This is a genomic window from Pantoea sp. Tr-811 (assembly GCF_011752535.1).
Lineage (GTDB): Bacteria > Pseudomonadota > Gammaproteobacteria > Pseudomonadales > Pseudomonadaceae > Aquipseudomonas.
In genome coordinates, this window is the sequence record NZ_VWXJ01000005.1 from 41,825 (window position 1) to 65,533 (window position 23,709).

Annotated in this window: 22 protein-coding genes; 12 read left to right on the plus strand and 10 right to left on the minus strand. The window is 65.1% G+C overall.

Annotated elements, in window-relative coordinates; translation table 11 throughout:
- Nucleotides 1–141: 141 nt before the first annotated feature.
- The 4 genes from F3J44_RS09255 (at nt 142) to F3J44_RS09270 (ending at nt 4,427) form a co-directional block, all read left to right on the plus strand.
- Nucleotides 142–1,431 (plus strand): FAD-binding oxidoreductase, encoded by a 1,290-nt coding sequence (locus tag F3J44_RS09255; protein ID WP_167271858.1) that lies wholly within the window; start codon nt 142–144, stop codon nt 1,429–1,431.
- The gene (locus F3J44_RS09260) at nt 1,424–1,975 is read left to right on the plus strand and encodes a helix-turn-helix domain-containing protein (protein ID WP_167271860.1); all 552 of its coding nucleotides are present in this window, start codon (nt 1,424–1,426) and stop codon (nt 1,973–1,975) included. The genes F3J44_RS09255 and F3J44_RS09260 overlap by 8 nt, the downstream gene beginning before the upstream one ends.
- A gap of 157 nt (nt 1,976–2,132) precedes the next feature.
- Entirely contained in the window at nt 2,133–3,485 is a 1,353-nt protein-coding gene (locus tag F3J44_RS09265) for a glutamine synthetase family protein (RefSeq protein ID WP_167271862.1), read from the plus strand.
- A gap of 162 nt (nt 3,486–3,647) precedes the next feature.
- Complete coding sequence (locus tag F3J44_RS09270; RefSeq protein WP_167271864.1) at nt 3,648–4,427, plus strand: TSUP family transporter; 780 nt, start codon at nt 3,648–3,650, stop codon at nt 4,425–4,427.
- Here F3J44_RS09270 and nudC read toward each other — a convergent pair.
- Together nudC and F3J44_RS09280 are read right to left on the minus strand one after the other, a co-directional pair.
- Nucleotides 4,395–5,225, minus strand: coding sequence for an NAD(+) diphosphatase (gene nudC, locus F3J44_RS09275; RefSeq protein WP_167271866.1), 831 nt, complete (start codon nt 5,223–5,225; stop codon nt 4,395–4,397). The two genes, F3J44_RS09270 and nudC, sit on opposite strands and share 33 nt — an antisense overlap.
- Before the next feature lie 36 nt (nt 5,226–5,261).
- Nucleotides 5,262–6,074: a crotonase/enoyl-CoA hydratase family protein gene (locus F3J44_RS09280; protein ID WP_167068103.1), complete on the minus strand. Its 813-nt coding sequence runs from the start codon at nt 6,072–6,074 to the stop codon at nt 5,262–5,264.
- A 161-nt stretch (nt 6,075–6,235) separates the two neighbouring features.
- Between F3J44_RS09280 and F3J44_RS09285 the strand changes: the two genes are divergently transcribed.
- The 3 genes from F3J44_RS09285 (at nt 6,236) to F3J44_RS09295 (ending at nt 8,564) form a co-directional block, all read left to right on the plus strand.
- The gene (locus tag F3J44_RS09285; protein ID WP_167068106.1) at nt 6,236–6,865 is read left to right on the plus strand and encodes a dihydrofolate reductase family protein; all 630 of its coding nucleotides are present in this window, start codon (nt 6,236–6,238) and stop codon (nt 6,863–6,865) included.
- 112 nt (nt 6,866–6,977) lie between these two features.
- Nucleotides 6,978–7,541, plus strand: a complete 564-nt coding sequence (locus F3J44_RS09290; protein ID WP_167271868.1) for a lipocalin family protein — start codon at nt 6,978–6,980, stop codon at nt 7,539–7,541.
- Nucleotides 7,542–7,601: 60 nt separating this feature from the next.
- The gene (locus F3J44_RS09295) at nt 7,602–8,564 is read left to right on the plus strand and encodes a ribonuclease Z (RefSeq protein ID WP_167271871.1); all 963 of its coding nucleotides are present in this window, start codon (nt 7,602–7,604) and stop codon (nt 8,562–8,564) included.
- A 113-nt stretch (nt 8,565–8,677) separates the two neighbouring features.
- On the opposite strand, the gene F3J44_RS09300 is transcribed toward F3J44_RS09295, so the two are convergent.
- Together F3J44_RS09300 and F3J44_RS09305 are read right to left on the minus strand one after the other, a co-directional pair.
- Nucleotides 8,678–9,961, minus strand: coding sequence for a Zn-dependent hydrolase (locus F3J44_RS09300; protein ID WP_167271872.1), 1,284 nt, complete (start codon nt 9,959–9,961; stop codon nt 8,678–8,680).
- An 11-nt stretch (nt 9,962–9,972) separates the two neighbouring features.
- Nucleotides 9,973–11,460, minus strand: coding sequence for an NCS1 family nucleobase:cation symporter-1 (locus F3J44_RS09305; protein WP_167068119.1), 1,488 nt, complete (start codon nt 11,458–11,460; stop codon nt 9,973–9,975).
- 368 nt (nt 11,461–11,828) lie between these two features.
- On the opposite strand from F3J44_RS09305, the gene hydA reads away from it, so the two are divergent.
- From hydA to preA, 3 genes are all read left to right on the plus strand, one after another.
- Nucleotides 11,829–13,268, plus strand: a complete 1,440-nt coding sequence (hydA, locus tag F3J44_RS09310; protein WP_167271873.1) for a dihydropyrimidinase — start codon at nt 11,829–11,831, stop codon at nt 13,266–13,268.
- Nucleotides 13,269–13,390: 122 nt separating this feature from the next.
- Nucleotides 13,391–14,758, plus strand: a complete 1,368-nt coding sequence (locus tag F3J44_RS09315; protein ID WP_167271874.1) for an NAD(P)-dependent oxidoreductase — start codon at nt 13,391–13,393, stop codon at nt 14,756–14,758.
- Nucleotides 14,759–16,033, plus strand: coding sequence for an NAD-dependent dihydropyrimidine dehydrogenase subunit PreA (preA, locus tag F3J44_RS09320; RefSeq protein WP_167271875.1), 1,275 nt, complete (start codon nt 14,759–14,761; stop codon nt 16,031–16,033). It begins immediately after the preceding gene.
- An 80-nt stretch (nt 16,034–16,113) separates the two neighbouring features.
- On the opposite strand, the gene F3J44_RS09325 is transcribed toward preA, so the two are convergent.
- The 6 genes from F3J44_RS09325 to gnd form a co-directional block, all read right to left on the minus strand.
- Complete coding sequence (locus tag F3J44_RS09325) at nt 16,114–16,734, minus strand: TetR/AcrR family transcriptional regulator (protein WP_167068131.1); 621 nt, start codon at nt 16,732–16,734, stop codon at nt 16,114–16,116.
- The gene (locus F3J44_RS09330) at nt 16,734–17,090 is read right to left on the minus strand and encodes a VOC family protein (RefSeq protein ID WP_167271876.1); all 357 of its coding nucleotides are present in this window, start codon (nt 17,088–17,090) and stop codon (nt 16,734–16,736) included. Before F3J44_RS09330 ends, F3J44_RS09325 begins: the two co-directional genes overlap by 1 nt.
- A gap of 59 nt (nt 17,091–17,149) precedes the next feature.
- Nucleotides 17,150–17,437 (minus strand): HigA family addiction module antitoxin, encoded by a 288-nt coding sequence (locus F3J44_RS09335; protein ID WP_167271877.1) that lies wholly within the window; start codon nt 17,435–17,437, stop codon nt 17,150–17,152.
- Between the two features lie 152 nt (nt 17,438–17,589).
- Nucleotides 17,590–19,386 (minus strand): glycoside hydrolase family 15 protein, encoded by a 1,797-nt coding sequence (locus tag F3J44_RS09340; RefSeq protein ID WP_167271879.1) that lies wholly within the window; start codon nt 19,384–19,386, stop codon nt 17,590–17,592.
- Between the two features lie 111 nt (nt 19,387–19,497).
- On the minus strand, nt 19,498–21,003 hold the full coding sequence (gene zwf / locus F3J44_RS09345; RefSeq protein ID WP_167068137.1) for a glucose-6-phosphate dehydrogenase: 1,506 nt from the start codon (nt 21,001–21,003) through the stop codon (nt 19,498–19,500).
- Complete coding sequence (gnd, locus tag F3J44_RS09350; RefSeq protein WP_167271881.1) at nt 21,003–21,983, minus strand: phosphogluconate dehydrogenase (NAD(+)-dependent, decarboxylating); 981 nt, start codon at nt 21,981–21,983, stop codon at nt 21,003–21,005. The genes zwf and gnd overlap by 1 nt, the downstream gene beginning before the upstream one ends.
- A 202-nt stretch (nt 21,984–22,185) precedes the next feature.
- On the opposite strand from gnd, the gene F3J44_RS09355 reads away from it, so the two are divergent.
- Together F3J44_RS09355 and F3J44_RS09360 are read left to right on the plus strand one after the other, a co-directional pair.
- Entirely contained in the window at nt 22,186–22,353 is a 168-nt protein-coding gene (locus F3J44_RS09355; protein ID WP_167068141.1) for a DUF6026 family protein, read from the plus strand.
- A gap of 203 nt (nt 22,354–22,556) precedes the next feature.
- Nucleotides 22,557–23,018 carry a DUF4440 domain-containing protein gene (locus F3J44_RS09360; RefSeq protein ID WP_205299793.1) on the plus strand — a complete coding sequence of 154 codons (462 nt, stop codon included), beginning with the start codon at nt 22,557–22,559 and terminating at the stop codon, nt 23,016–23,018.
- The last annotated feature ends 691 nt before the right edge of the window (nt 23,019–23,709 follow it).

The following is a 23,709-nucleotide window of genomic DNA, read 5'->3' on the forward strand; positions in this document are numbered from 1 at the left end:
AAGCCCGCTCCTACAGGGTCGCCCACAACGATAGCAGCAGGCCCACAACCTCAAAGAGAAAAGACCAACGGCCTGGCGCCATGAAAATCTTCTGCTAAATTTTCATGAAAATAACCACAATAAATTTCATGAGGCCAAGGCATGTTCAAGCAGTCCGCCCAGCACGTCGCCAGCTACTACGCCCAGACCTACCCCGCCAGCATCCCCCTGCGCCCTACCCTGCAAGGCCCGCACGACACCGATGTGCTGATCGTCGGCGGCGGTTTCAGCGGCCTGCACACGGCCCTGCGCCTGGCCCTGGCCGGCAAGCGCGTCACCCTGCTGGAAGCCAGCCGCGTCGCCTGGGCCGCCTCTGGGCGCAACGGCGGCCAGGCTCTGCTCGGCTGGTCGTGCGACATGCCCCCGCTGGAAAAAGCCCTGGGCATCGAGCGCACCCGCCGCCTGTGGAACAGCATGTGCTGGGCCGCCGATGAGCTGCGCGAACTGCCACAGCGCCACGGCTTCGATATCGACTACCGCCTCGGCAGCCTGTGGACCGCAGTGCTTCCACGACGGGTCAAGCTGCTCGAAGAAGCCCTGCACGACGCCGAGCACAAATGGGGCTACGACGCCCTGCGCCTGATCGGCCGGGACGAACTGCCGCAATGGGTCGACAGCCCGCGCTACCAGGCCGCGCTGTACGATGCCAAGGGTGCCCACCTGAACCCGCTGAAGCTGGCCCAGGGCCTGGCGGCAACCATCGAGGCCCATGGCGGGCGCATTTTCGAACAAAGCCAGGTGCTGGGCTACCAGGCCACCAGCAACGGCCATGTCGCCCGTACCGCCCACGGCGAGGTGCGCTGCGCCGTGCTGGTGCTGGCCTGCAACGCCTATATCGACCGCCTCGACCGCAGCCTGTCGCGCCGCCTGCTGCCGGTTGGTTCCTACCAGGTGGCCACCGCGCCACTGGACGCCGACCTTGCCCGTTCGCTGCTGCCGCGCAACAGTTGCGTGATCGACAACCAGTTCGTGCCCGATTACTTCCGCCTCACGCCCGACCACCGCCTGCTGTTCGGCGGCGGCTGCACCTACCTGGGCGGCATACCCAAGGACGTCGCCAGCGCCACCCGGCCTTACCTTGAGCGGGTGTTCCCGCAACTGGCGGGCGTTGCCATCGACTACGCCTGGGGCGGGCATATCGATTGCAGCCTGCGGCGCACCCCCGATGTCGGTCGCCAGGGCCAGCGCTACTGGTTGCAAGGGTTCTCCGGCCACGGCGTGCTGCCAACCCTGGCCGCCGCACGCGCAGTCAGCGATGCGATTTTGGGCGACGATGACCTGCTGGCGTTGTACCAGGGCATCGACAATGGCCGCTTCCCCGGCGGCGACCTATTGGCCGCACCGCTAGAGGCGGCGGCCAAGGCCTGGTACAGGATGCGCGACCATGTCTGAAGATGCCCAGGGCCTGGCCCTGCTGATTCGCGACTTGCGCAAGCACCGCGGGCTGACCCTCGATGAGCTGGCGGGCAAGGTCAAGCGCTCGCTGGGCTTTGTTTCCCAGGTCGAGCGCGGCCTGTCGCAACCGACCGTGGCCGACCTCACGGCGATCAGCGAAGCCTTGCAGGTACCGACCACCTACTTCTATCAGGCCAGCCAGCCCCCTGCGCTGAACTGGGTGACCCGCCCCGGCGAGCGGCGCACGATCTACTACGCCGAAGGCATCAGCGACGTGCTGGTGTCGCCCACCCTCAACGGCCACTTCGCCATGCTCGAAAGCCACCTGGCCCCCGGCGCCAGCAGTGGCCAGGGGCACCTGAACGACAGCTCCGAGCAAGGCGGTTTCGTGCTTGAAGGGCAACTGACGCTGTGGCTGGCCAGTGACGAGCAGGCCGTGACCCTAGCCGCCAACGACAGCTTCCAGCTGCCGCCCAACCGCCGTTTCCGTTACGCCAACCTGACCAACCAGGCGACCCGCGTCCTCTGGGTATTCCGATGATAAATGCCCGCACGCGCCCCCTGTAGGAGCGGGCTTGCCCCGCGAACACCGGCGAAGCCGGTGCCATGCACCGCGCCGCCTGCTTCGCGGGGCAAGCCCGCTCCTACACAGTCATCGTTGCATCAGACAGTTACGGTTTGTTCCACAGGAGCATTGCATGACCCCTCCATCAGCCTTTCCCGATCTGCTCAGTGAAGTGCGCGCCTTCCGCGCCCGTTACCCCGAGGTCGGCCATGTCGACCTGCTCAGCCTGGATATCCCCGGGCACTTCTACGGCAAACGCTACCCCATCGACATGCTGGAAAAAGTCGCCGCCGGCAGCCCGCTGAAATTGCCGCAGAACTGCGTGCTGCTGGGCGTGCAGGGCGGGCTGTTCCCGATTGGCGACTACTGCTTCAACGACGGCGACCCCGATGCCATCCGCCGCCTGGTGCCCGGCACGCTCAAGCCGGTGACCTGGGAGCGCGAGCCGCTGGGGCAGATGCTGATCAGCTCCGACGGCACCGCCGCGCCCATCGAGTTCGAACCCCGCGAAGTGCTCGCCCGGGTGCTGCAGCGCCTGGAACGCCGTGGCATTCGCCCGGTGGTGGCGTTCGAACTGGAGTTCTACCTGTTCGACCGGTCACTCAAGCAAGGCCTGCCGCAATTCCCCCGCGACCCGTTCAGCGACGACCCGGACGACCAGCCCAACATGCATATCGAACGGCTGTCGCGCTTCAGTGACGTGCTGCGCGACATGGTCGACACCGCCAACACCCAAGGCATCGATGCCAATGTGATCACCGCCGAACTGGGCCCCGGCCAGTTCGAGATCAACTTCGGCCACTGCGACGACGGCCTGCAAGCTGCCGACTGGGCTGCCCTGTTCTGCCGCAGCACCCGTGGCGTTGCGCTCAAGCACGGGCTGCGCGCTTCGTTCATGAGCAAGCCCTACCTGCAGGCCCCAGGCAGTGGCATGCATGTGCACGTAAGCCTGTACGACGCAGCCGGCAACAACCTGCTGGCGGCCGACCAGCAACAGCCGCTGCGCCACGCCGTGGCCGGCTGCCTGGCCTTGCTACCGCACTGCATGCCGATTTTCGCCGCCAACCACAATGCGTTTCGGCGCTATGGCGCCATGGTCAATGCCGCCAGCCGCGCCAGCTGGGGTTTCGAGGACCGTGATGCGTGCATTCGCATTCCCGAGTCGGATGAACGCAACCTGCGTATCGAGCACCGCCTGGCGGGCGCCGATGCCAACCCGTACCTGGTGCTGGCGGCGATCCTGTGTGGCATGGAGCATGGCCTGGACGCCGGGCAGGCGCCAATCGCACCGTTGAATGACGACCGCAGCAGTGGCATCGACTTTCCCAAGGACATGCTCGGCGCGGTGGCCGCAATGCGCGAGCACCCAGCGGTCAACGCGGGGCTGGGGGAGGAATTCGTGATGGTGTATTGCGAGAACAAGCGCCAGGACCACCTGGCGTTCCTGCAAGAGGTGAGCGCCCGGGAATACCGCTGGTTCCTGTAACCCAGCGCGTCCAAGCCCGCCCCTACAACAACCCCCTTTGTAGGAGCGGGCTTGCCCCGCGAAGAGGCCAGCACTGGCAACCCAGCAACCCCAGGATTACCATGTCCACCTTCCAGCGCCGCCCGTTGCCGCGCCCTCCCAGCCCCCTGCCCACCAAACACCATGCCCTTCGAACTCACCGTAGAACCGCTCACCCTGCTGATCCTGGCCCTGGTCGCCTTCGTCGCCGGTTTCATCGACGCCATCGCCGGTGGCGGCGGCTTGCTCACCACCCCGGCGCTGCTCACCGCCGGCATGCCGCCACACCTGGTACTGGGCACCAACAAGCTCAGCTCCACCTTCGGCTCGGCCACCGCCGGCTTCACCTACTACAGGCGCAAGCTGTTCCACCCCGCGCAATGGCGCCCGGCCCTGTTCGCCACCCTGCTCGGCGCCGCCATCGGTGCGGTCATCGCGCACTACATGCCTGCCGAGTGGCTGAACAAGATGCTGCCAGTGATCGTCTTCGCCTGTGGCATCTACCTGCTGTTCGGCGGCACGCCCAAGGCGCCACTGGATGCCGATGCGCCGATCAAGAAGAAATGGCAGTTCCCCCAAGGCTTCACCCTGGGCTTCTATGACGGCGTGGCCGGCCCCGGCACCGGCGCGTTCTGGACCGTCAGCACGCTGCTGCTCTACCCCATCGACCTGGTCCGCGCCAGCGGCGTGGCACGCAGCATGAACTTCGTCAGCAACATCGCGGCGCTGACGGTGTTCATCATCTCCGGGCAGGTGGACTACATCGTCGGCCTGTGCATGGGCCTGTCGGTGATGGTCGGCGCCTTCTTCGGCGCACGCACGGCGATCAGCGGCGGCAGCAAGTTCATTCGCCCGGTGTTCATCACCGTGGTGCTGGCACTGACCGTGCGCTTAGCGTGGCAGCACTGGTTCGGGCAGGCCTAAGCGCCTGGCGACGTACAGGTCGATCAAATGCCGGGCAATGGAGCGCCCGGCCGGCAGCGGCGGCAGGTCGTGGACGCTGAACCACTTGGCGTCCTCGATCTCGTCCGGCTGCATGACGATCTCGCCGCCGGCATACTCGGCGTGGAAGCCCAGCATCATCGAGTGTGGGAACGGCCAGCACTGGCTGCCGACGTACTGGATGTTGCGCACCTCTACCGCCACTTCCTCGCGCACTTCGCGCACCAGGCAGTCCTCCGCCGACTCGCCCGGCTCGGCGAACCCGGCCAGGGTGCTGTACACGCCCGTGACGAAGCGTGGCGAACGGGCCAGCAGAATCTCGTCGCCACGGGTCACCAGCACGATCATGCTTGGGGAAATGCGCGGGTAGCTGCGCAGCTCGCAGGGCTGGCAGTACATCGCCCGCTCCCAGCGGATTTGCGTCATCGCCTGGCCGCAGCTGCCGCAGAAACGGTGCTCGCGGGCCCAGGTGCCGACCTGGGCGGCGTAGCCCAGTACTTTGTAGGTATCGAAATCGCCTTCAAGCATGAAGGCGCGCAGGCCGCGCCAGCTGCAGCCGGGCACCTCGGCGCTGCTGCGCAGCTCCAGCAGGAACACCGGCTCGCCGTCGAAGTGGCCGATGCCATGCTCGCACAGCACGTCCAGGCCCTGGCGCTTGAGCCAGTCCCGGGGGAACAGCGCACCGTTGGCGTCCACCAGGAACCCTTCCGGGCCGCGGGCCACGGCCAGCCCCCCGGTGATCTGTGGGTCGAGTACTGCGGTAGTCCAGCGAGCTGACATGTCGGGGGTTCCTTTACTGCGCGTCCCCCGGCCAGGTCAGTCGGCGAACGTCGGTTTCTGTTTGCTCATGTGCGCCGCCACGGCCACGCGCAGGTCTTCTGACTGCAGCATCGCGGCGTTCCAGGTGGCGATGTATTCCAGGCCATCGTCGATGCGATGGTCACGCATGTAGCTGAGCATTTCCTTGGTGCCGGCCACGGCGATCGGCGATTTTGCGGCAATCTCGCGGGCAATGGCAAAAACCCCGTCGAGCAGCGCGGCCTGATCATCATAGACGCGGTTCACCAGGCCGATACGCAGGGCCTCGTCGGCGTCCACGTTGCGCCCGGTGAAGGCCAGCTCTCGCATCATGCCGTCCCCGATGATACGTGGCAAACGTTGCAGGGTGCCGACATCGGCGGCCATGCCCATGTCGATTTCCTTGATCGAAAACTGCGCGTCGCGGCTGCTGTAGCGCATGTCGCAGGCCGAAACCAGGTCGATGGCGCCGCCGATGCAATACCCCTGGATCGCCGCCAGTACCGGCTTGCGGCAGTTGTCCACGGCATTGAAGGAGGCCTGCAGGCGCAGGATGGTACGGCGCAGCAGGCGCGCATTGCGCCCCACGTCCTTGCCCATCTGCCCGGCCAGCCCTGCCAGCATCATCAGGTCGATTCCGGAGGAGAAGTGCTTGCCGGCGCCGCTGATCACTACCGCACGCACCGCATCGGTGTCGTCGATCCATTGGAAGATATCGACGATCTCGTCCCAGAAGGCCGCGTTCATGGCGTTGATCTTTTCCGGGCGGTTGATCTGCACATGGGCGATGCTATCGGTCAGTTCGACCTTGAACGCGCTGTACTCGGTCACGGGCGGCACTCCTGCAGGGGTTGAGGTTCACTGCGCGGATGGTAACCCAGCAGCGTGACCGCGCTTGTGCCAAAAACGGGACTGCACGCCCTGTCGAAAATGCCACGCGCCATTCGACCAGTGATGAGTCCTCGACACTGCCCTGTAACAGGAGAAGCCCCATGCGCAAACTTATCGTAGCCGCCTTCACCAGCCTCGACGGAGTCATGCAGGCCCCCGGCGGGCCCCAGGAAGACACCAGCGGCGGCTTTACCTTTGGTGGCTGGATGGTGCCTTACGCCGAAGAGGTGTTTGGCCAGGCCATGCAGGCACTGTTCAGCCAGCCCTTCGAACTGCTGCTGGGCCGGCGTACGTACGACATCTTCGCCGGCTACTGGCCAAGGGTTAAGGACGACACCGAGGAGTTTTCCATCGCCAACCTGTTCAACAGTGTGCCCAAGCATGTGGCAACCCACCACCCTGCCAGCCTCGGGTGGCGCAACAGCCATGGCCTGGGGGCGGATGTCGTGGCGGCGGTGCGGGCGCTCAAGCAACAGCAAGGTGCCGACCTGCTGACCCAGGGCAGCGCCAACCTGGTTCAACAGTTGCTGGCGGCGGGGCTGGTGGATGAGTTGCAGCTGCTGATGAACCCGGTGCTGCTGGGGCGTGGCAAACGCTTGTTCGCCGATGACGCTGCGCCTGGCGCGTTCACGTTGCAGCATTCGCAGGTTACGCCCAAGGGCGTGATCATTGCCCGATTCGTGCGAACCGGTGATGTGCAGACCGGGTCGTTCGATTTGCCGCCTTCGTAGGGGCGCAGCTCGCGATGCGCCGCGCAAGCGGCGCTCGATCCCAATACAACTTTCCCCTCCCCCAAGCATCAAATCCCGTGTAAGCCCCACATCTGCCCACAGGAGACTCCCCATGGCGATGCGCAAGGCCCTGACGCTTTCCTGCATGACCCTGGCCCTGCTGGGCTGCGCCGGTTCCAGCGACGAGCACCGCGCGCCGCCCAGCACCGAGCAAGTCGACCTGCAACGCTACCAGGGCACCTGGTACGAACTGGCGCGCCTGCCGATGTTCTTCCAGCGTAATTGCGTACAATCCGAAGCCCACTACGGCCTGCGCGAAGACGGCCGCATCGATGTGACCAACCGCTGCCGGGAAAAGGACGGCGAATGGAACGAAGCCCGCGGCATCGCCGAACCCCAGGTGGCCGGCAAGACCGACAAGCTCTGGGTACGCTTCGACAACTGGTTCAGCCGCCTGGCCCCAGGCCTGACCAAGGGCGACTACTGGGTGCTGTACCACGACAAGGACTACCGCGTGGCGCTGGTCGGGCACCCCAACCGCGAATACCTGTGGCTGCTGTCGCGCACCCCGGCGATCACCGACCAAACCCGCGAACAACTGCTGGCCATTGCCCGCAAGCAGGGTTACGACACGCAGAAACTGATCTGGCGCCAGGGCGACAACGCCCAGCCGTGACCGTCGACGCCCTGCTGCAATCCGGCTAAGGTGTCGCTCCCTCACGCATGGAGCGAAACAGTGGACCTGCAGTTTCTGGGCACCTCTTCCGGGGTGCCCACCAAAGCCCGTAACGTCAGCGCCACGGCGGTGATCGAAGCCAGTGGCCGCCACTGGTACCTGGTGGATTGCGGCGAAGGCACCCAGCACCAATTGCTGCGCACCTCGCTGTCGGTGCGCGACCTGCGCGGCATCTTCATCACCCACGTGCATGGCGACCATTGCTTCGGCCTGCCCGGCCTGCTGGCCAGCGCCGGCATGAGCGGGCGCACCGAGCCACTCGACCTGATCCTGCCCGCCGCCCTGCACGACTGGGTACGCCTGAGCCTGGAGGCCAGCGCCAGCTACCTGCCGTTCGAACTGCGCCTGCTCAGCGTCGAAGGCCTGCAGCACTGGCACAGCGAGCAGGTTCAGGTCAGCACCGTGCAGCTGTCGCATCGGGTGCCGAGCGTTGGCTTCGTGTTCAGCGAACTCAACCCCGAGCCGCGCCTGGACATTGCCCGGCTGGAGGCAGAAGGTATTCCGCGCGGGCCACTGTGGGGTGAGCTGGCCAAGGGCATCTCGGTCGAGCATGCCGGCCGGGCCCTCGACGCCCGGGTTTACCTGAAGGCTTCGCGCCCGCCGCGGCGGGTGATCGTCTGCGGCGACAACGACAACCCAGCGCTGCTGGCTGAGGTTGCTCAGGGCGCGGATGTGCTGGTGCATGAAGCGACCTTCACCCAGCCGATCGTCGAGCGCAGCGGCAATGCGTTTGGCCACAGCACGGCGGCGGCAGTGGCGCAGTTTGCGCAAACGGCAGGGGTGCGCAACCTGGTGCTGACGCATTTCAGTGCGCGTTACCAGGGCGATTCACGGCGCAGCCCGAGCATTGATGACGTGCGCGAGGAAGCTCAAGCCCATTACAGCGGGCACCTGACCTTGGCGCAGGACCTGCAGCGGTATCATGTTGGGCGTGATGGGGTTTTGGAGTGTGTTTCGGGCTGAGCGCGTGAGGCGCCGCTTGGCGGCGCATCGCGAGCTTCGCTCGCTCCTACATGGGCAAATCCGTCCCGGTAGGAGCGAGCGCAGCTCGCGATGCGCTGCGCCAGCAGTGCCTGCTACGCCGCCAACCGCCCGCTGGCGATCGCCTCCGAGGCCGCCAGCATGGCCCGCAGCAACACCGCACAGCCCGCCGCCAGGTCCTCGGGCGTGGCGTTCTCGATTTCGTTATGGCTGATGCCATTCTCGCACGGCACGAAGATCATCCCCGCCGGCCCAAGCTCGGCCAGGAAGATCGCGTCATGCCCTGCCCCACTGACGATGTCCATATGCGGCAAACCCAACGCCCGCGCCGACTCGCGCACCGCATCGACGCAGCCACGGTCGAAGTACAACGCAGGGAAATCCGCCGTCGGCACCAGCTCATGGCTGAGCCCATGCTTGGCGCAGGTCGCTTCGATTACCTCACGCACCTGGGCAATCATCGCATCCAACCGCTCACCTTCAAGGTGACGAAAATCCAGGGTCATGCGCACTTCACCCGGAATCACGTTACGTGAGCCGGGGTAAGCCTGCAGGCAACCGACCGTGCCGCAAGCATGGGGCTGATGGCCCAAGGCCGCGCGGTTGACCGCCTCCACCACCGCGGCAGCACCCACCAAGGCGTCCTTGCGCAGGTGCATCGGGGTTGGGCCGGCGTGGGCTTCAACCCCGCGCAGGGTCAGGTCGAACCACTTCTGGCCCAGCGCGCCAAGCACCACGCCAATGGTCTTGGCCTGGTCTTCAAGAATCGGCCCTTGCTCGATATGGGCCTCGAAATAGGCACCTACCGGGTGACCGAGCACCGCCCGCGAGCCCGCGTAGCCAATGGCATTCAACGCCTCGCCCACCGTGGTGCCCTGGGCATCGCGCTTGGCCAACGTCTCTTGCAGGGTGAACTTGCCGGCAAACACCCCCGACCCCATCATGCACGGGGCGAAGCGCGAGCCTTCCTCGTTGGTCCACACCACCACCTCAAGCGGCGCCTCGGTTTCAATGCCCAGGTCGTTGAGGGTGCGCAGCACCTCCAGCCCGGCCATCACGCCAAAGCAGCCATCGAACTTGCCACCGGTGGGCTGGGTATCGATATGGCTGCCGGTTATCACCGGCGGCAGCTTGGGGTTGCGCCCCGGGCGGCGGGCGAAGATGTTGCCCACCGCATCGACGCTGACGCTGCAGCCTGCCGCCTCGCTCCACTGCACGAACAGGTCGCGGGCCTGGCGGTCGAGGTCGGTCAGGGCCAGGCGACAAACGCCGCCCTTGGCCGTGGCGCCCAGGCGCGCCAGGTCCATCAGCGACTGCCACAGGCGTTCACTGTCGACGTGGCGGTCACTCGATTGCAGCACATGCTTGGCTTGGCTCATGGTGTTTCTCCTCAGGCATTTCTCGTTGTGTGTACCGGCCCACGCACCGCCACGGCGCCCAGCGCGTAGTACAGCGCCCCGCCCAACAGCGACCCGGTGAACCAGCCGTAGTCGTAGAACCAACTGAAACTGCTGTTGCCGATGGCCAGCACGGTCAGCGCCACCGGCACGCCGAAGGCGGCAAAGCCCGCCCAGTTCCAGGCCGGGTACACGTCGTCGCGGTACAGCCCGGCCAGGTCCAGCTGTTGCCGGCGAATCAGGAAATAGTCCACCACCATGATCCCGGCAATCGGCCCGAGCAGGCTGGAGTACCCCAGCAGCCAGTTGGAATACACGCTCTCAAGGCTCAGGTCGGAAACGATCCAGCCAAGCTTCTTGAGCAGTTCGTGGCCCATCAGCGCCAGGCCAATGAACCCGGTCAGCCACACCGCCCGGCTGCGGCCAATCAGGCGCGGGGCGATGTTCTGGAAGTCGTTGGTGGGCGAGACGATATTGGCAGCGGTGTTGGTCGACAGCGTGGCGACCACGATCAACGCCATGGCCAGGGCTACCCAGCCGGGGCTGTGGATCTTGCCAATCAGGCTGACCGGGTCCGACACCGTTTCCCCCACCAGCGAGGCCGAGGCTGCAGTCATCACCACGCCCAGGGCGGCGAACAGGAACATGGTCAGCGGCAGGCCGAAGATCTGCCCGAGTATCTGGTCCTTCTGGCTTTTGGCGTAACGGCTGAAGTCGGGAATGTTCAGCGACAAGGTGGCCCAGAAACCGACCATGGCCGTAAGCCCTGCGCAGAAATAGCCGACCACGCTGGCGCCTTCCGGGCGCTTGGGCGGCTGTGCCAGCAGTTCGGCCATCGACATGTGCGGCAAGGCCCAGAACAGCAGGCCGAAGCCGACCGCCACCAGCAGCGGTGCCGACAGCGTTTCCAACCACTTGATCGACTCGGCGCCGCGCAGCACCACCCACAGGTTCAGTGCCCAGAACACCATGAAACCGATCACCTCGCCGGTGCCACCCAGGGCCTTCCAGCCGTCGAAGATCGAACCGAGAAACAGGTGGATCGCCAGCCCGCCGAACATCGTCTGGATGCCGAACCAGCCGCACGCCACCACGGCACGGATCAAGCACGGCACGTTGGAGCCGAAAATACCGAACGACGAGCGCAGCAGCACCGGGAACGGAATGCCGTACTTGGTGCCAGGGAAGGCGTTGAGGGTCAGGGGAATCAGCACGATCAGGTTGGCCAGGAGGATCGCCAGCAAGGCCTCGCCCACGCTCAGGCCGAAATACGCCGTGAGCACGCCGCCAAGGGTGTAGGTGGGCACGCAGATGGACATGCCCACCCACAACGCCGTGATGTGCCACTTGTTCCAGGTTCGCTGGTGCACCTGGGTGGGTGCGATGTCGTGGTTGTAGCGCGGGCTGTCGAGCACGTCACTGCCCGCGGCCAGCTCGAACAGGCCATCCTGCTCGATCACCTGCGATCTGCTCTGTTGCATGGGGCCTTCTCCAGATTTCTTTTAGTTGTTCGCTCATCGGGCTAATGCGATGGCCGGAGTACACACACGGTGGGCATTGGAAACGCTTAGGTCGCGTAGAAAATCTTGCTCAAATTCTGTTCCTGTCAAGGTAGGCAAGATGATGAAAAACCCACGCCGAGTCGCTTAACCGCTACTAATTTCTTGTTTTTCATTGGGTTAATGACCACAAAATTTATCTGGCTTATTTTCTTGCCGAAAACCCCATCCGCAACTAGCCTCGATTCTTGTTAGGTCTGACAGGATTAAGGAGCACGCCACCTGTGAGCCCTGCGATTAGAACAACTCCAAGAACCGGCACAGACCGGTCAGCCTGCGAGGAAGACGGCATGTCCCTGTTGATCCGTGGCGCCACCGTGGTTACCCATGAAGAGAGCTACCCCGCCGATGTCCTGTGCGCCGATGGCCAGATCCGCGCCATTGGCAAAGACCTCGAACCCCCGACCGACTGCGAAATCCTCGACGGCAGCGGCCGCTACCTGATGCCCGGCGGCATCGACCCGCACACCCACATGCAATTGCCCTTCATGGGCACCGTGGCCAGCGAAGACTTCTTCAGCGGCACCGCCGCAGGGCTGGCGGGCGGCACCACCTCGATCATCGACTTCGTCATTCCCAACCCCCAGCAATCGCTGCTGGAGGCCTTCCACACCTGGCGCGGCTGGGCACAGAAAAGCGCCAGCGACTACGGCTTTCACGTCGCCATCACCTGGTGGAGCGAGCAGGTGGCCGAGGAGATGGGCCAGTTGGTGAGCCAGCATGGGGTCAACAGCTTCAAGCACTTCATGGCCTACAAGAACGCCATCATGGCTGCCGACGACACCCTGGTGGCGAGCTTCGAGCGCTGCCTGCAACTGGGCGCGGTGCCCACCGTGCATGCCGAGAACGGCGAGCTGGTGTACCACCTGCAGCAAAAGCTGCTGGCCCAGGGCCTGACCGGGCCGGAAGCGCACCCGCTGTCGCGCCCCTCGCAGGTGGAAGGCGAAGCGGCCAGCCGCGCCATCCGCATTGCCGAAACCCTCGGCACGCCGCTGTACCTGGTGCACATTTCCAGCCGCGAAGCGCTGGATGAAATCACCTACGCCCGGGCCAAGGGCCAGCCGGTATACGGCGAAGTGCTGCCTGGCCACCTGCTGCTCGACGACAGTGTCTACCGCCACCCAGACTGGGCCACCGCCGCTGGCTACGTGATGAGCCCACCGTTCCGCCCGCGTGAACACCAGGAAGCCCTGTGGCGCGGCCTGCAGTCGGGCAACCTGCACACCACGGCCACCGACCACTGCTGCTTCTGCGCCGAGCAGAAGGCCATGGGCCGCAACGACTTCAGCCGTATCCCCAACGGCACCGCCGGCATCGAGGACCGCATGGCGGTGCTGTGGGACGCCGGGGTCAACAGCGGGCGCCTGTCGATGCACGAGTTCGTCGCGCTGACCTCCACCAACACCGCGAAGATCTTCAACCTGTTCCCGCGCAAGGGCGCCATCCGTGTTGGCGCCGATGCCGACCTGGTGCTGTGGGACCCACACGGCACGCGCACCATTTCCGCCCAGACCCACCATCAACGGGTGGATTTCAACATCTTCGAAGGCCGCACCGTGCGCGGCATCCCCAGCCACACCATCAGCCAGGGCAAGGTGCTCTGGGCCGATGGCGACTTGCGCGCCGAGCCTGGCGCCGGTCGTTACGTGGAACGCCCGGCCTACCCCTCGGTGTACGAGGTGCTGGGCCGCCGGGCCGAGCAACAGCGCCCGACGCCTGTGCAGCGCTGAGGCCTTGGGGCCGCGTTGCGGCCCATCGCAGGCAAGCCAGCTCCTACACGAGATCGCGGTTTCTTGTAGGGGCGGCTTTGCGCCCTCAGTTCAAGCCCCATAAAAAAAGAGAGGCTACCACCGTGATCGATGCCCTGAACCACTTGCCGCGCCCACGTGCCGGCAGCGACACCCTGGCCGAGCGCTTCACCGACCTGGCCCCACCCCTCACCGCCCGCCAGGCCGCCGTGGAAAGCGCCCGCTGCCTGTACTGCTATGACGCCCCCTGTGTGAACGCCTGCCCCAGCGAAATCGACATCCCGTCGTTCATCCACCGCATCAGTGACGAGAACCTGCAAGGCGCCGCCGAGCGCATCCTGGCGGCCAACATTCTCGGCGGCAGTTGTGCCCGGGTGTGCCCCACGGAAATCCTCTGCCAGCAGGCTTGCGTGCGCAACAATGCCCAGGAGTGCGCGCCGGTGCTGATCGGCCAGCTGCAGCGCTACGCCCTGGACAACGCAGGCTTCACCGAGCACCCGTTCCAGCGCTCGCCGGCCACCGGCAAGCGTATCGCCGTGGTCGGCGCCGGGCCTGCCGGGTTGTCCTGCGCCCACCGCCTGGCCTTGCACGGCCACGACGTGGTGGTGTTCGAAGCCTGCGACAAGGCCGGTGGCCTCAACGAATACGGCATTGCCCGCTACAAGTTGGTGGACGACTACGCCCAGCGCGAGGTGCAGTTCCTGCTGGGCATCGGCGGCATCGAAATTCGCCATGGCCAGCGTCTGGGCAGCAACCTCAGCCTGGCTAGCCTGCGCGAGGAATACGACGCCGTGTTCCTCGGCCTCGGCCTGAACGCCGTGCGCCAGCTTGGCCTGCCCGATGAAGAAGCCCCCGGCCTGCTCGCCGCCACCGCCTACATCCGCGAACTGCGCCAGGCCGATGACCTGGCACAGCTGCCCCTGGCTGACCGTTGCCTGGTGATCGGGGCCGGCAACACCGCCATCGACATGGCCGTGCAGATGAGCCGCCTGGGCGCGCGCGACGTCAACCTGGTGTACCGCCGCGGCCACGCCGACATGGGCGCCACCGGCCACGAGCAGGACATCGCCAAGGCCAACCAGGTACGCCTGCACACTTGGGCGCGCCCCGACGCCGTGCTGCTCGACGACCAAGGCCAGGTACGCGGCATGCGCTTCATGCGCACCGCGTTGGCCGACGGCCACCTGCGCGACACCGGCGAGCGCTTCGAGCTGGCTGCCGACGCCATCTTCAAGGCCATCGGCCAGGCCTTCGACGCCACCGCGCTGGCCGACCCCACCGCCCAGCAACTGGCACGCGACGGCGAACGCATTCGCGTCGATGCGCAGCTGCGCACCAGCCTGCCGGGTGTCTACGCCGGCGGCGACTGCACCACCCTGGGCCAGGACCTCACCGTCCAGGCCGTGCAACACGGCAAGCTGGCCGCCGAAGCCATCCATGCCCAACTCATGCTCAACGTGGAGGCAGCGTAAATGGCCGACTTGTCCATCGAATTCGCCGGCATCAAGGCGCCCAACCCCTTCTGGCTGGCCTCCGCACCGCCCACCGACAAAGCCTACAACGTGGTCCGCGCGTTCGAGGCCGGCTGGGGTGGGGTGGTCTGGAAAACCCTGGGCGAGGACCCGGCGGCCGTCAACGTGTCGTCGCGCTACTCCGCGCACTACGGCCCCAACCGCCAGGTGCAGGGCATCAACAACATCGAGCTGATTACCGACCGCTCGCTGGAAATCAACCTGCGGGAAATCACCCAGGTGAAGAAGGACTGGCCCGACCGCGCCTTGATCGTGTCGCTGATGGTGCCGTGCATCGAGGCGTCCTGGAAGTTCATCCTGCCGCTGGTCGAAGCCACCGGTGCCGACGGCATCGAGCTTAACTTCGGTTGCCCCCATGGCATGCCCGAACGGGGCATGGGCGCGGCGGTCGGCCAGGTGCCGGAGTACGTGGAGATGGTCACCCGCTGGTGCAAGCAGCACTGTTCACTGCCGGTGATCGTCAAGCTGACGCCGAATATAACCGACATCCGCCAGTCGGCCCGGGCGGCCCACCGGGGCGGCGCCGATGCGGTGTCGTTGATCAACACCATCAACTCGATCACCAGCGTCGACCTCGACCGCATGGTCGCCCACCCCATCGTCGGCGAGCAGAGCACCCACGGTGGCTACTGCGGCTCGGCGGTGAAGCCAATTGCCCTGAACATGGTGGCGGAAATTGCCCGCGACCCGCAAACCCATGGCTTGCCGATCTGCGGCATTGGCGGCATCGGCAACTGGCGCGATGCTGCCGAATTCATTGCCCTGGGCTGTGGCGCAGTGCAGGTATGTACCGCCGCCATGCTGCATGGTTTCCGCATTGTCGAAGACATGCAGGATGGCCTGGTGCGTTGGATGGACCAGCATGGGCACCGCAACCTGGAGGCGTTTCGCGCCCAGGCGGTGGGGCATACCACCGACTGGAAGTACCTGGACATCAACTACAAGTCGGTGGCGCAGATCGACCAGGGTGCCTGCATTGGTTGCGGGCGCTGCCACATTGCCTGCGAGGACACCTCGCACCAGGCCATCGCCAGTACGCTCAAGGCCGATGGAACCCATGCCTACAGCGTGATCGAAGCAGAGTGCGTGGGCTGCAACCTGTGCCAGATCACTTGCCCGGTGGACAACTGCATCGAGATGGTGGCGCAGGAGACGGGCAAGCCTTACTTGAACTGGACGCAGGATCCGCGCAATCCCTACCGTGAGGCGGGCTGATTGAGGGCCCTATCGCGACCTGCGGTCGCTCCTGCAGGGGACCGTAGGTTGCGATAGGGGCTGCATGGCAGCCCCGCCGTTCAAGGTTCCAAGCCGATCCCGCGCAAAATCACACTGGTCACCGTCTGCACCGCCCGCTCGAAGGCGCCGTCCGACAGCGGCTCGCCCTCGTTGAGCAACGTCACCTGGTAACCGAAATCGGCGTAGTGCTGGGTCGATGCCCAGATCATGTACAGCAACGCCGACGGTTCTACCGGCAGAATCCGCCCCTGCGCCACCCAACGGCGGATCTTGTCTTCCTTGAGCCTGGCCCAGGGCACCAGGCTCTCCCCCAGGCTTTCACCCAGCACCGGTGCGCCGTGCAGCATTTCCTCGGCCCAGATCTTCGAGCCCAGGGGCCGCGAACGTGAGTGGCCCATCTTGGCGCGGATGTAGCTGGTCAGCACCACCCGCGGGTCGTCGAAATTCTCGAAGCACAGCGCGTCCTGTTTCCACACCTCCAGCAAGTCCTGCAACACGGCGCGGAACAACTCATCCTTGGTGCTGAAGTAGTAATGCAAATTGGAGCGCGGCAGCTCGGCCAACTCGGCAATATCGCCCATGGACGTGGCGCCGTAGCCTTTGTCGGCAAACAGCCGTTCGGCCGCCACCAGGATTTTTTCGATGTTGCGCCGGCGAATTTCGATCTTGTGGTTGGCCATCAGGCTTGCGCCGTCCACACCGCCAGTTCATAGCCGTCCGGGTCGATGAAGTGAAAGCGCCGCCCACCCGGAAAGGCGAACGTCGCCCGGCTGATGCGCGCCCCAGCCGCCTCGATACGCTGCTGCGTGGCGTCCAGGTCATCGGCATACAGGATCACCAACGGCCCACCTGGGCGCACCGGCTCGCCGGTGGTGAAACCACCCGTGAGGCGGCCATCGCTGAACTCGCTATAAGCCGGCCCGTAGTCGGTGAATCGCCAGCCAAACACCTGGCCATAGAAAGCCTTGCTGCGCGCAATGTCGCTGACATTGAACTCGATGTTGTCGATCTGCCTGTCATGGCCACGAACGCTCATGCGTACTCCTTGCCGAGTGGGGGTGCCTTAGTCTACGCCGATGCACCCGCGTTGCTGCATCAGGCCGCCTGGAACAGCCGGGGTATGACCGGCTGCTGGCGGTGCAGCGCCTGCCAGATATCGTAGTCTGCCTGGATACCGAGCCAGAGCCGTGCCGTGCTGATGCCCGCCATTTCCAGGCGTACTGCAAGGTCCGGCGACATGGCTGCGCGGCCATGCAATACCCGGGAAAGCGCCTCTCGGGAAAACCCCAAGTGGCCTGCAAACGCTTTAACCGTAAGCCCCAGCGCTGGCAACACATCCTCACGCAAGGTTTCACCAGGGTGTGGCGGATTGTGCAAAGGCATGGTCAGCCCTCCTATTCAGTGATAATCAAGGTGATCGACCAACTCATGGATAACTCGCAGGGCCCATTAGGGATGGCGGCCTTGTGTGACCCCATGCATCACACAAGGCAAAGTATCATATGTGACGTCATGCGTCACACAATGATTGCCCATCAGCCACCGCTTGCCCGGTCCCGCGCCGGGCACTGCGCCCGGTGCAGGTTGAGGGCGGTGTTGATGATGCCGATATGGCTGAAGGCCTGGGGGAAGTTGCCGAGCATGCGCTGGCCGGCAGGGTCGTACTGCTCGGCCAGCAGGCCGAGGTCATTGCACAGCCCGGTGAGTTTTTCATACAGCGCCTGGGCCTCGGCCTCGCGGCCAAGCAGCACGTACACGTCGGCCAGCCAGAACGAGCACACCAGGAACGTGCCCTCGCCCGCCGTCAGCCCGTCGCTGCAGCTGTCGCTGTCGTAGCGCAGCAGCAGGCCGTTCTTCAGCAAGCGCTGTTCGATCTGCACCAGGGTGCGTTGAAAGCGCGGGTCGGTGGCGGGCAGGAAGCCGGTCAGGGCGATCTGCAGCAGGCTGGCATCGAGCTCGGCCGAGCCGTAGGCCTGGACGAAGTGCTCGCCGCGCGCATCCAGCCCCTGGGCGCACACCTCCTGGTGAATCTGGTCGGCCACCTGGCGGTAATGCCGGCCACGTTCACGGCCTTCCTCGGTGGTGTCGGCCAGCCCCGCCGCGCGGTCGAAGGCCACCCAGGCCATGACCTTGGAATGCACGAAATGCTGGCGCCCACCGCGCACTTCCCACAGGCCTTCGTCCGGGTCACGCCAGATGCGCTCCAGGTACGGCAGAATCAACCGGGAAATCGCCGCACTGCGCGGGTGGCGCGGCAAACCGCCCTTGATCGCCTGGGTCATGGCATCGGCCAGCTCGCCGTAGATGTCGAGTTGCACTTGCTCCGACGCCGCATTGCCCACCCGCACCGGTTGCGACTGCTCGTAGCCGGCCAGCCACGGTAAGGTGTACTCCTGCAGGTCGCGCTCGCCGGCCAGGCCGTACATGATCTGCATCTGTTCAGGGTTGCCGGCCACCGAACGCAGCAGCCATTCGCGCCAGGCCTGGGCTTCGTCGAAGTAGCCCAGGTTCATGAACGCCAGCAAGGTCATGGTGGCATCTCGCAGCCAGCAGAAGCGGTAATCCCAGTTGCGTTCATGGCCGATGCGCTCGGGCAGCGAGGTGGTCACCGCAGCGACGATGCCGCCGGTGGGAGCGTAGGTCATGGCCTTGAGGGTCAGCAGCGAGCGCCGCACCAAGTGGGTGTAGGGCCCCACCGGCGGGCAGCGGTCGGCGAAAGCCTGCCAGTGCGCCTGGGTGTGGTGCAGGGCCTGGTCGATATCGCAGTCTGGTTGCACTGGCAGGTGCGAGGGTTGGTGGCGCAGGCTGAACACCTGGCGCTCGCCGGTGCCCACGCGAAAGCGCGCCACGGTGTGGTGGTCGCGGGCATGGGTGGTGACCGTGCTGCCAAGAACCAGCCGGTCGGGGCCGGCGACTGCGGTCAGGGTAAGCGGGTCGAGCTTTTCCACCCAGGGTACGCTGCGCCCGTAATCGAAGCGCATCACCAGGTCCATTTCGAAATGGATTTCGCCTGCAAGGCCTTCGACGATGCGCACCACCGAGTTCACTTCGCCCAGCGGCATGAAGTCCAGCACCCGGGCACGGCCACTGCGGGTGACCCAGGTGGTTTCCAGCACCAGGGTATCTGCCAGGTACTGGCGGCTGCAGTGCTCGACAGGGTCGCTGGGGGCCAGGCGCCAGCGGCCGTTTTCTTCATTGCCCAGCAATGCGGCGAACACCGCCGGGGCATCGAAGCGTGGCAGGCACAGCCAGTCGAGGGAGCCGTCGCGGCTGACCAGGGCGGCGCTGCGGCAGTTGCCGAGCAGGGCGTAGTCTTCGATATGGGCGGGCATTGCACCTCCTTTATGGGGTTGCTTGTGCCGGCCTCTTCGCGGGGCAAGCCCGCTCCTACAGGGGGTTGCCTGTGGGAAAGGGTGTACCCCGGCAAGGCCAACACAAAACGATCATCCCAACGTATGCCACTCGCGCTTGTCGCGGGTCAGCAATTCATTGCCAGCGTCCGGCCCATCCTGCCCGGCCGGGTATTCATGCACCTCCCCACCCTGGGCCCAGGCATCGAGAAACGGCTGCACCGCACGCCAGCCATTCTCGATGTTGTCGGCCCGCTGGAACAGGGTTTGGTCACCGGTCAGGCAGTCATAGATCAGCGTCTCGTAGCCGGTGGCCGGGGTCATCTTGAAGAAGTCCTTGTAGGCAAAGCCCAGTTCGACATTCTCCATCACCAGCTCCGGCCCCGGCCGCTTGGCCTGCAGGTCGAACCACATGCCCTCGTTGGGCTGGATCTGAATCTTCAGGTAGTTGGGCTTGGGCCGCTCCAGCTCCGACTCGCGGAACTGCGCATAGGGCGCGGGCTTGAAGCAGATGGCGATTTCCGTGTCGCGCACGCTCATGCGCTTGCCGGTGCGCAGGTAGAACGGCACCCCGGCCCAGCGCCAGTTATCGATCATCACCTTCAGCGCCACGTAGGTTTCGGTTTGGCTATCGGGGGCAACATTGGCCTCCTGGCGGTAGCCGGGCAGCGCCTTGCGCCCCTGCTTGCCGGCTGCGTACTGGCCACGCACCGAGTTCTTCAACGCCATCTTTGCCGACCACGGGCGGATGGCGCCGATCACCTTGGCCTTTTCCCCGCGCACGGCATCGGCGCCAAAGGCCGCCGGTGGCTCCATGGCAACCATGGCCAGCAGCTGGAACAGGTGGTTGGGCACCATGTCACGCAGCGCACCGGTGTTGTCGTAGAACGCGCCGCGGGTTTCCACGCCGACGGTTTCGGCAGCGGTAATCTGCACATGGTCGATGTAGTGGTTGTTCCAGAACGACTCGAACAGGCCGTTGGAAAACCGGCTGACCAAGATGTTCTGCACCGTCTCCTTGCCCAGGTAATGGTCGATGCGGTAGATCTGCCGCTCGCTCATCACTTTCAGCAAACAGGCGTTCAGCGCTTCGGCGCTGGCCAGGTCGGTGCCGAAAGGTTTTTCCACCACCACCCGGCGAAAACCGCCGCCCGACTCATCGAGCAGGCCCGCTTCGCCCAGGCGCTGGGCCACCTCCGGGAAGAAGCGCGGCGAGGTGGCCAGGTAGAAGATGGCATTGCCATGGCTGGTCTTGTCGATGCGCTTGGCCAGCGCTGCGTAGGTGGCCGGGTCGAGGAAATCCCCGGTCTGGTAGTCCAGGCGCTTGGCCAGGCGGGCCCAGAGTTTTTCGTCCAGGCACTTGGCGGCGCCCTCGCCGCCCTTGTCGCGCTCAAGCATGAACGCATGCAGGCGCTCGGCAAATGCCTCGGCTGTGGCTGCGTTGTGGTCGACGCCAACGATGCGCAGGTTGCGGTCCAGCAGGCCGTCACGGCTGAGGTTGTAAAGCGCCGGCATCAGCAGGCGCTTGACCAGGTCACCGTTGGCGCCGAACAGGAACAACGTGCAGGGCGGGGCAGCAGGAATGGTCTGTTTGCTCATCAGTCTTTTTTCTCGACGTGGCCACCGAAGCCCAGGCGCATGGCGGAAAGAATCTTGTCGCCGTAGGTGCCCTGCTGCTGGCGCGAACGGAAGCGGGCGAACAAGGCGCTGGACAACACCGGCACCGGCACTGCCTGTTCGACGGCGGCGTCGATGGTCCAGCGGCCCTCGCCGCTGTCAGACACCGAGCCACTGAACTGCGCGAGCTGTGGGTCGGCCACCAGGGCATCGGCGGTGAGGTCGAGCAGCCACGAGGTCACCACGCTACCACGGCGCCATACTTCGGCGATCTCGGCCACGTCCAGGTCGAAGCGCTGGTCTTCCGGCAACTCGCTGCCGCCCTTGCTGCGCAGCAGGTCGAAGCCTTCGGCATAGGCCTGCATCAGGCCGTACTCGATACCGTTGTGGACCATTTTCACGTAGTGCCCGGCGCCGGGCGGGCCGGCATGGATGTAGCCATGCTCGGCGCGCTGGTGCTCGCCGCTGCGGCCATGGGTGCGTGGAATATCACCGACACCTGGCGCCAGCGCCTTGAACAAGGGCTCCAGGCGCTCGAACACGTCTTTTTCACCCCCGATCATCATGCAGTAGCCGCGCTCCAGGCCCCACACGCCACCGGAGGTGCCGACGTCCAGGTAATGCAACCCGCGCTTGCCCAGCTCGGCAGCGCGGCGCATGTCATCTTTATAGAAGGTGTTGCCGCCGTCGATGATCGCATCGCCCGGCTCCAGCAGGTCGGCCAGCTGGGCGATGGTTTGCTCGGTCGGCTCGCCGGCCGGCAGCATCACCCACACCGCGCGCGGTGCCTTGAGTTTCTGCACCAGCGCGCCGAGGTCGTGGGCACCCTGCGCGCCCTCGCCCTCAAGGCCCGCGATGGCATCACGGTTACGGTCGTGCACCACGGTGCGATGGCCGGCGCGCATCAGGCGCCTTGCGATGTTGCCGCCCATGCGGCCCAGCCCGACGATTCCCAGTTGCATGAGCCGTTGCTCCCCTTGCGAAATGAATGACGACACGTTCAGCGTTTCAGATTAGTCCAGCGCGCCGCCCGAGGGTTCAGCGACGAACGGCCAGACAACGTTAAACAAAAAAGTTCCCAAGCACGGCAAAAGAATTCAGAATGCGCGCCGCGTGAAGCGACCACGCTTTAACTGTCACCAGCCAAAACCGCGAGGTGTACTCATGGGTACCTTGATGCCTTCCACCCCCACCCAGACCCTCTATGTGTCCCTGCGCCGCGACGAGCTGCGCAAGCTGAAGGACGAACGTGACCAGCTGCGCCAGCAGGTCGCGCATTTGCACCAGCTGCTGGAACAGGCACGCCACGACGGCAAGGCCGTCACGCGCTGATTCACCCGCCCCGCCGTGGGAGCGCCCTGCTCCCACTTGGCCATGGGTAACCTGGCCAGTACCAAGCCTTCCCCTCGTCCTACGTGCATCAGCGATCAATCGCGGCAACTGAGCTGCCAGCGCCGATAACCTGTGTGGCTGCCAAACGCCACAGTGTGCGCCCGCAGCCCGCCCGGGGTTGCCGTACACGAGGATTCAAGCCAATGCCGCGTTTGCCTTTCATGCTGCCTCTCATGCTGGCCAGCTGCTTCAGCCTGCCCGCGCTTGCAGCAAGCGCTGCGACATGCGACACCCCTAGCGATGCGCAGGTACTGGCCCTGTTTGGCGAGTGGAACAACCGTTTGCAAGGGGGTGTTGCGGCCAAGGTGGCCGAATTGTATCAGGATGGCGCCCTGCTGCTGCCGACGCTGTCCGCCACGCCCAGGCTCACCCGCGAGGCGCATATCGACTATTTCAAGGGTTTCCTGCGCGACCGGCCCGCCGGGGCGCTGGATGAAACCCAGGTATTCAGCGGCTGCGACCAAGCCACGCTGGCGGGGTTGTATACCTTCACGTTCGCCGCCACGGGCAAACAGGTGCCAGCGCGCTTCACGTTCAACTACCGCAAGGTTGGGGGTGAATGGCTGATTACCCACCATCATTCGTCGCTGCAGCCGTCGAGCTGATTCACACCCATTCTCCCCGGTAGGAGCGAGCGTAGCTCGCGATGGGGCGCGCAGCGGCCCCAGGCTTTCAGCTTCGCGGCCGGTCATGCTGGTGAACCTAGGGGACGCGCGCCTCTGGCACAGGAATAACTGGCCCGAAACAGATGTAGGAGCAGGCTTGCCTGCGATGCGCCGCGCGGGCGGCGCTCGATGTCATAGGCACTACACCTCTAAAGGCATGCGCATGTCAGCCCTGACCGGCGCTTCGATGAGTAACGGCCACTAGGTGCTCGCCAATACATTTTCAGCGCCTACGAAATCGAGCGCCGCCCGCGCGGCGCATCGCAGGCAAGCCTGCTCCTACATCTGTTTCGGGCCAGTTATTCCTGCGCCAAAGGCGCGCGAGCCTAGGGCTACCTAACGCACCAAACAGGTGCGCACGTTCCACAGAAGAGCACGCCCACACCCCCTCCCAACAGCGCATTCACATGCGCTCACACACGCCAACGTTTGCGTCTATTCCGCGTCATAACGAAAGTGACCAGTGGGTCACCTTTTTATCTCCAGCTCTCCTACACTCAGGATTCGGCCCGCCATTTGCTCAGGGAAAGTGCGACGTAAAAAAGTCGAACTTTTGGAAATGGCGGCGGGTCAGCAACTGAGTAGGCCAAACGCAAAAGGACTTCCTTCGCACGGCCCGCCTACCCCTATC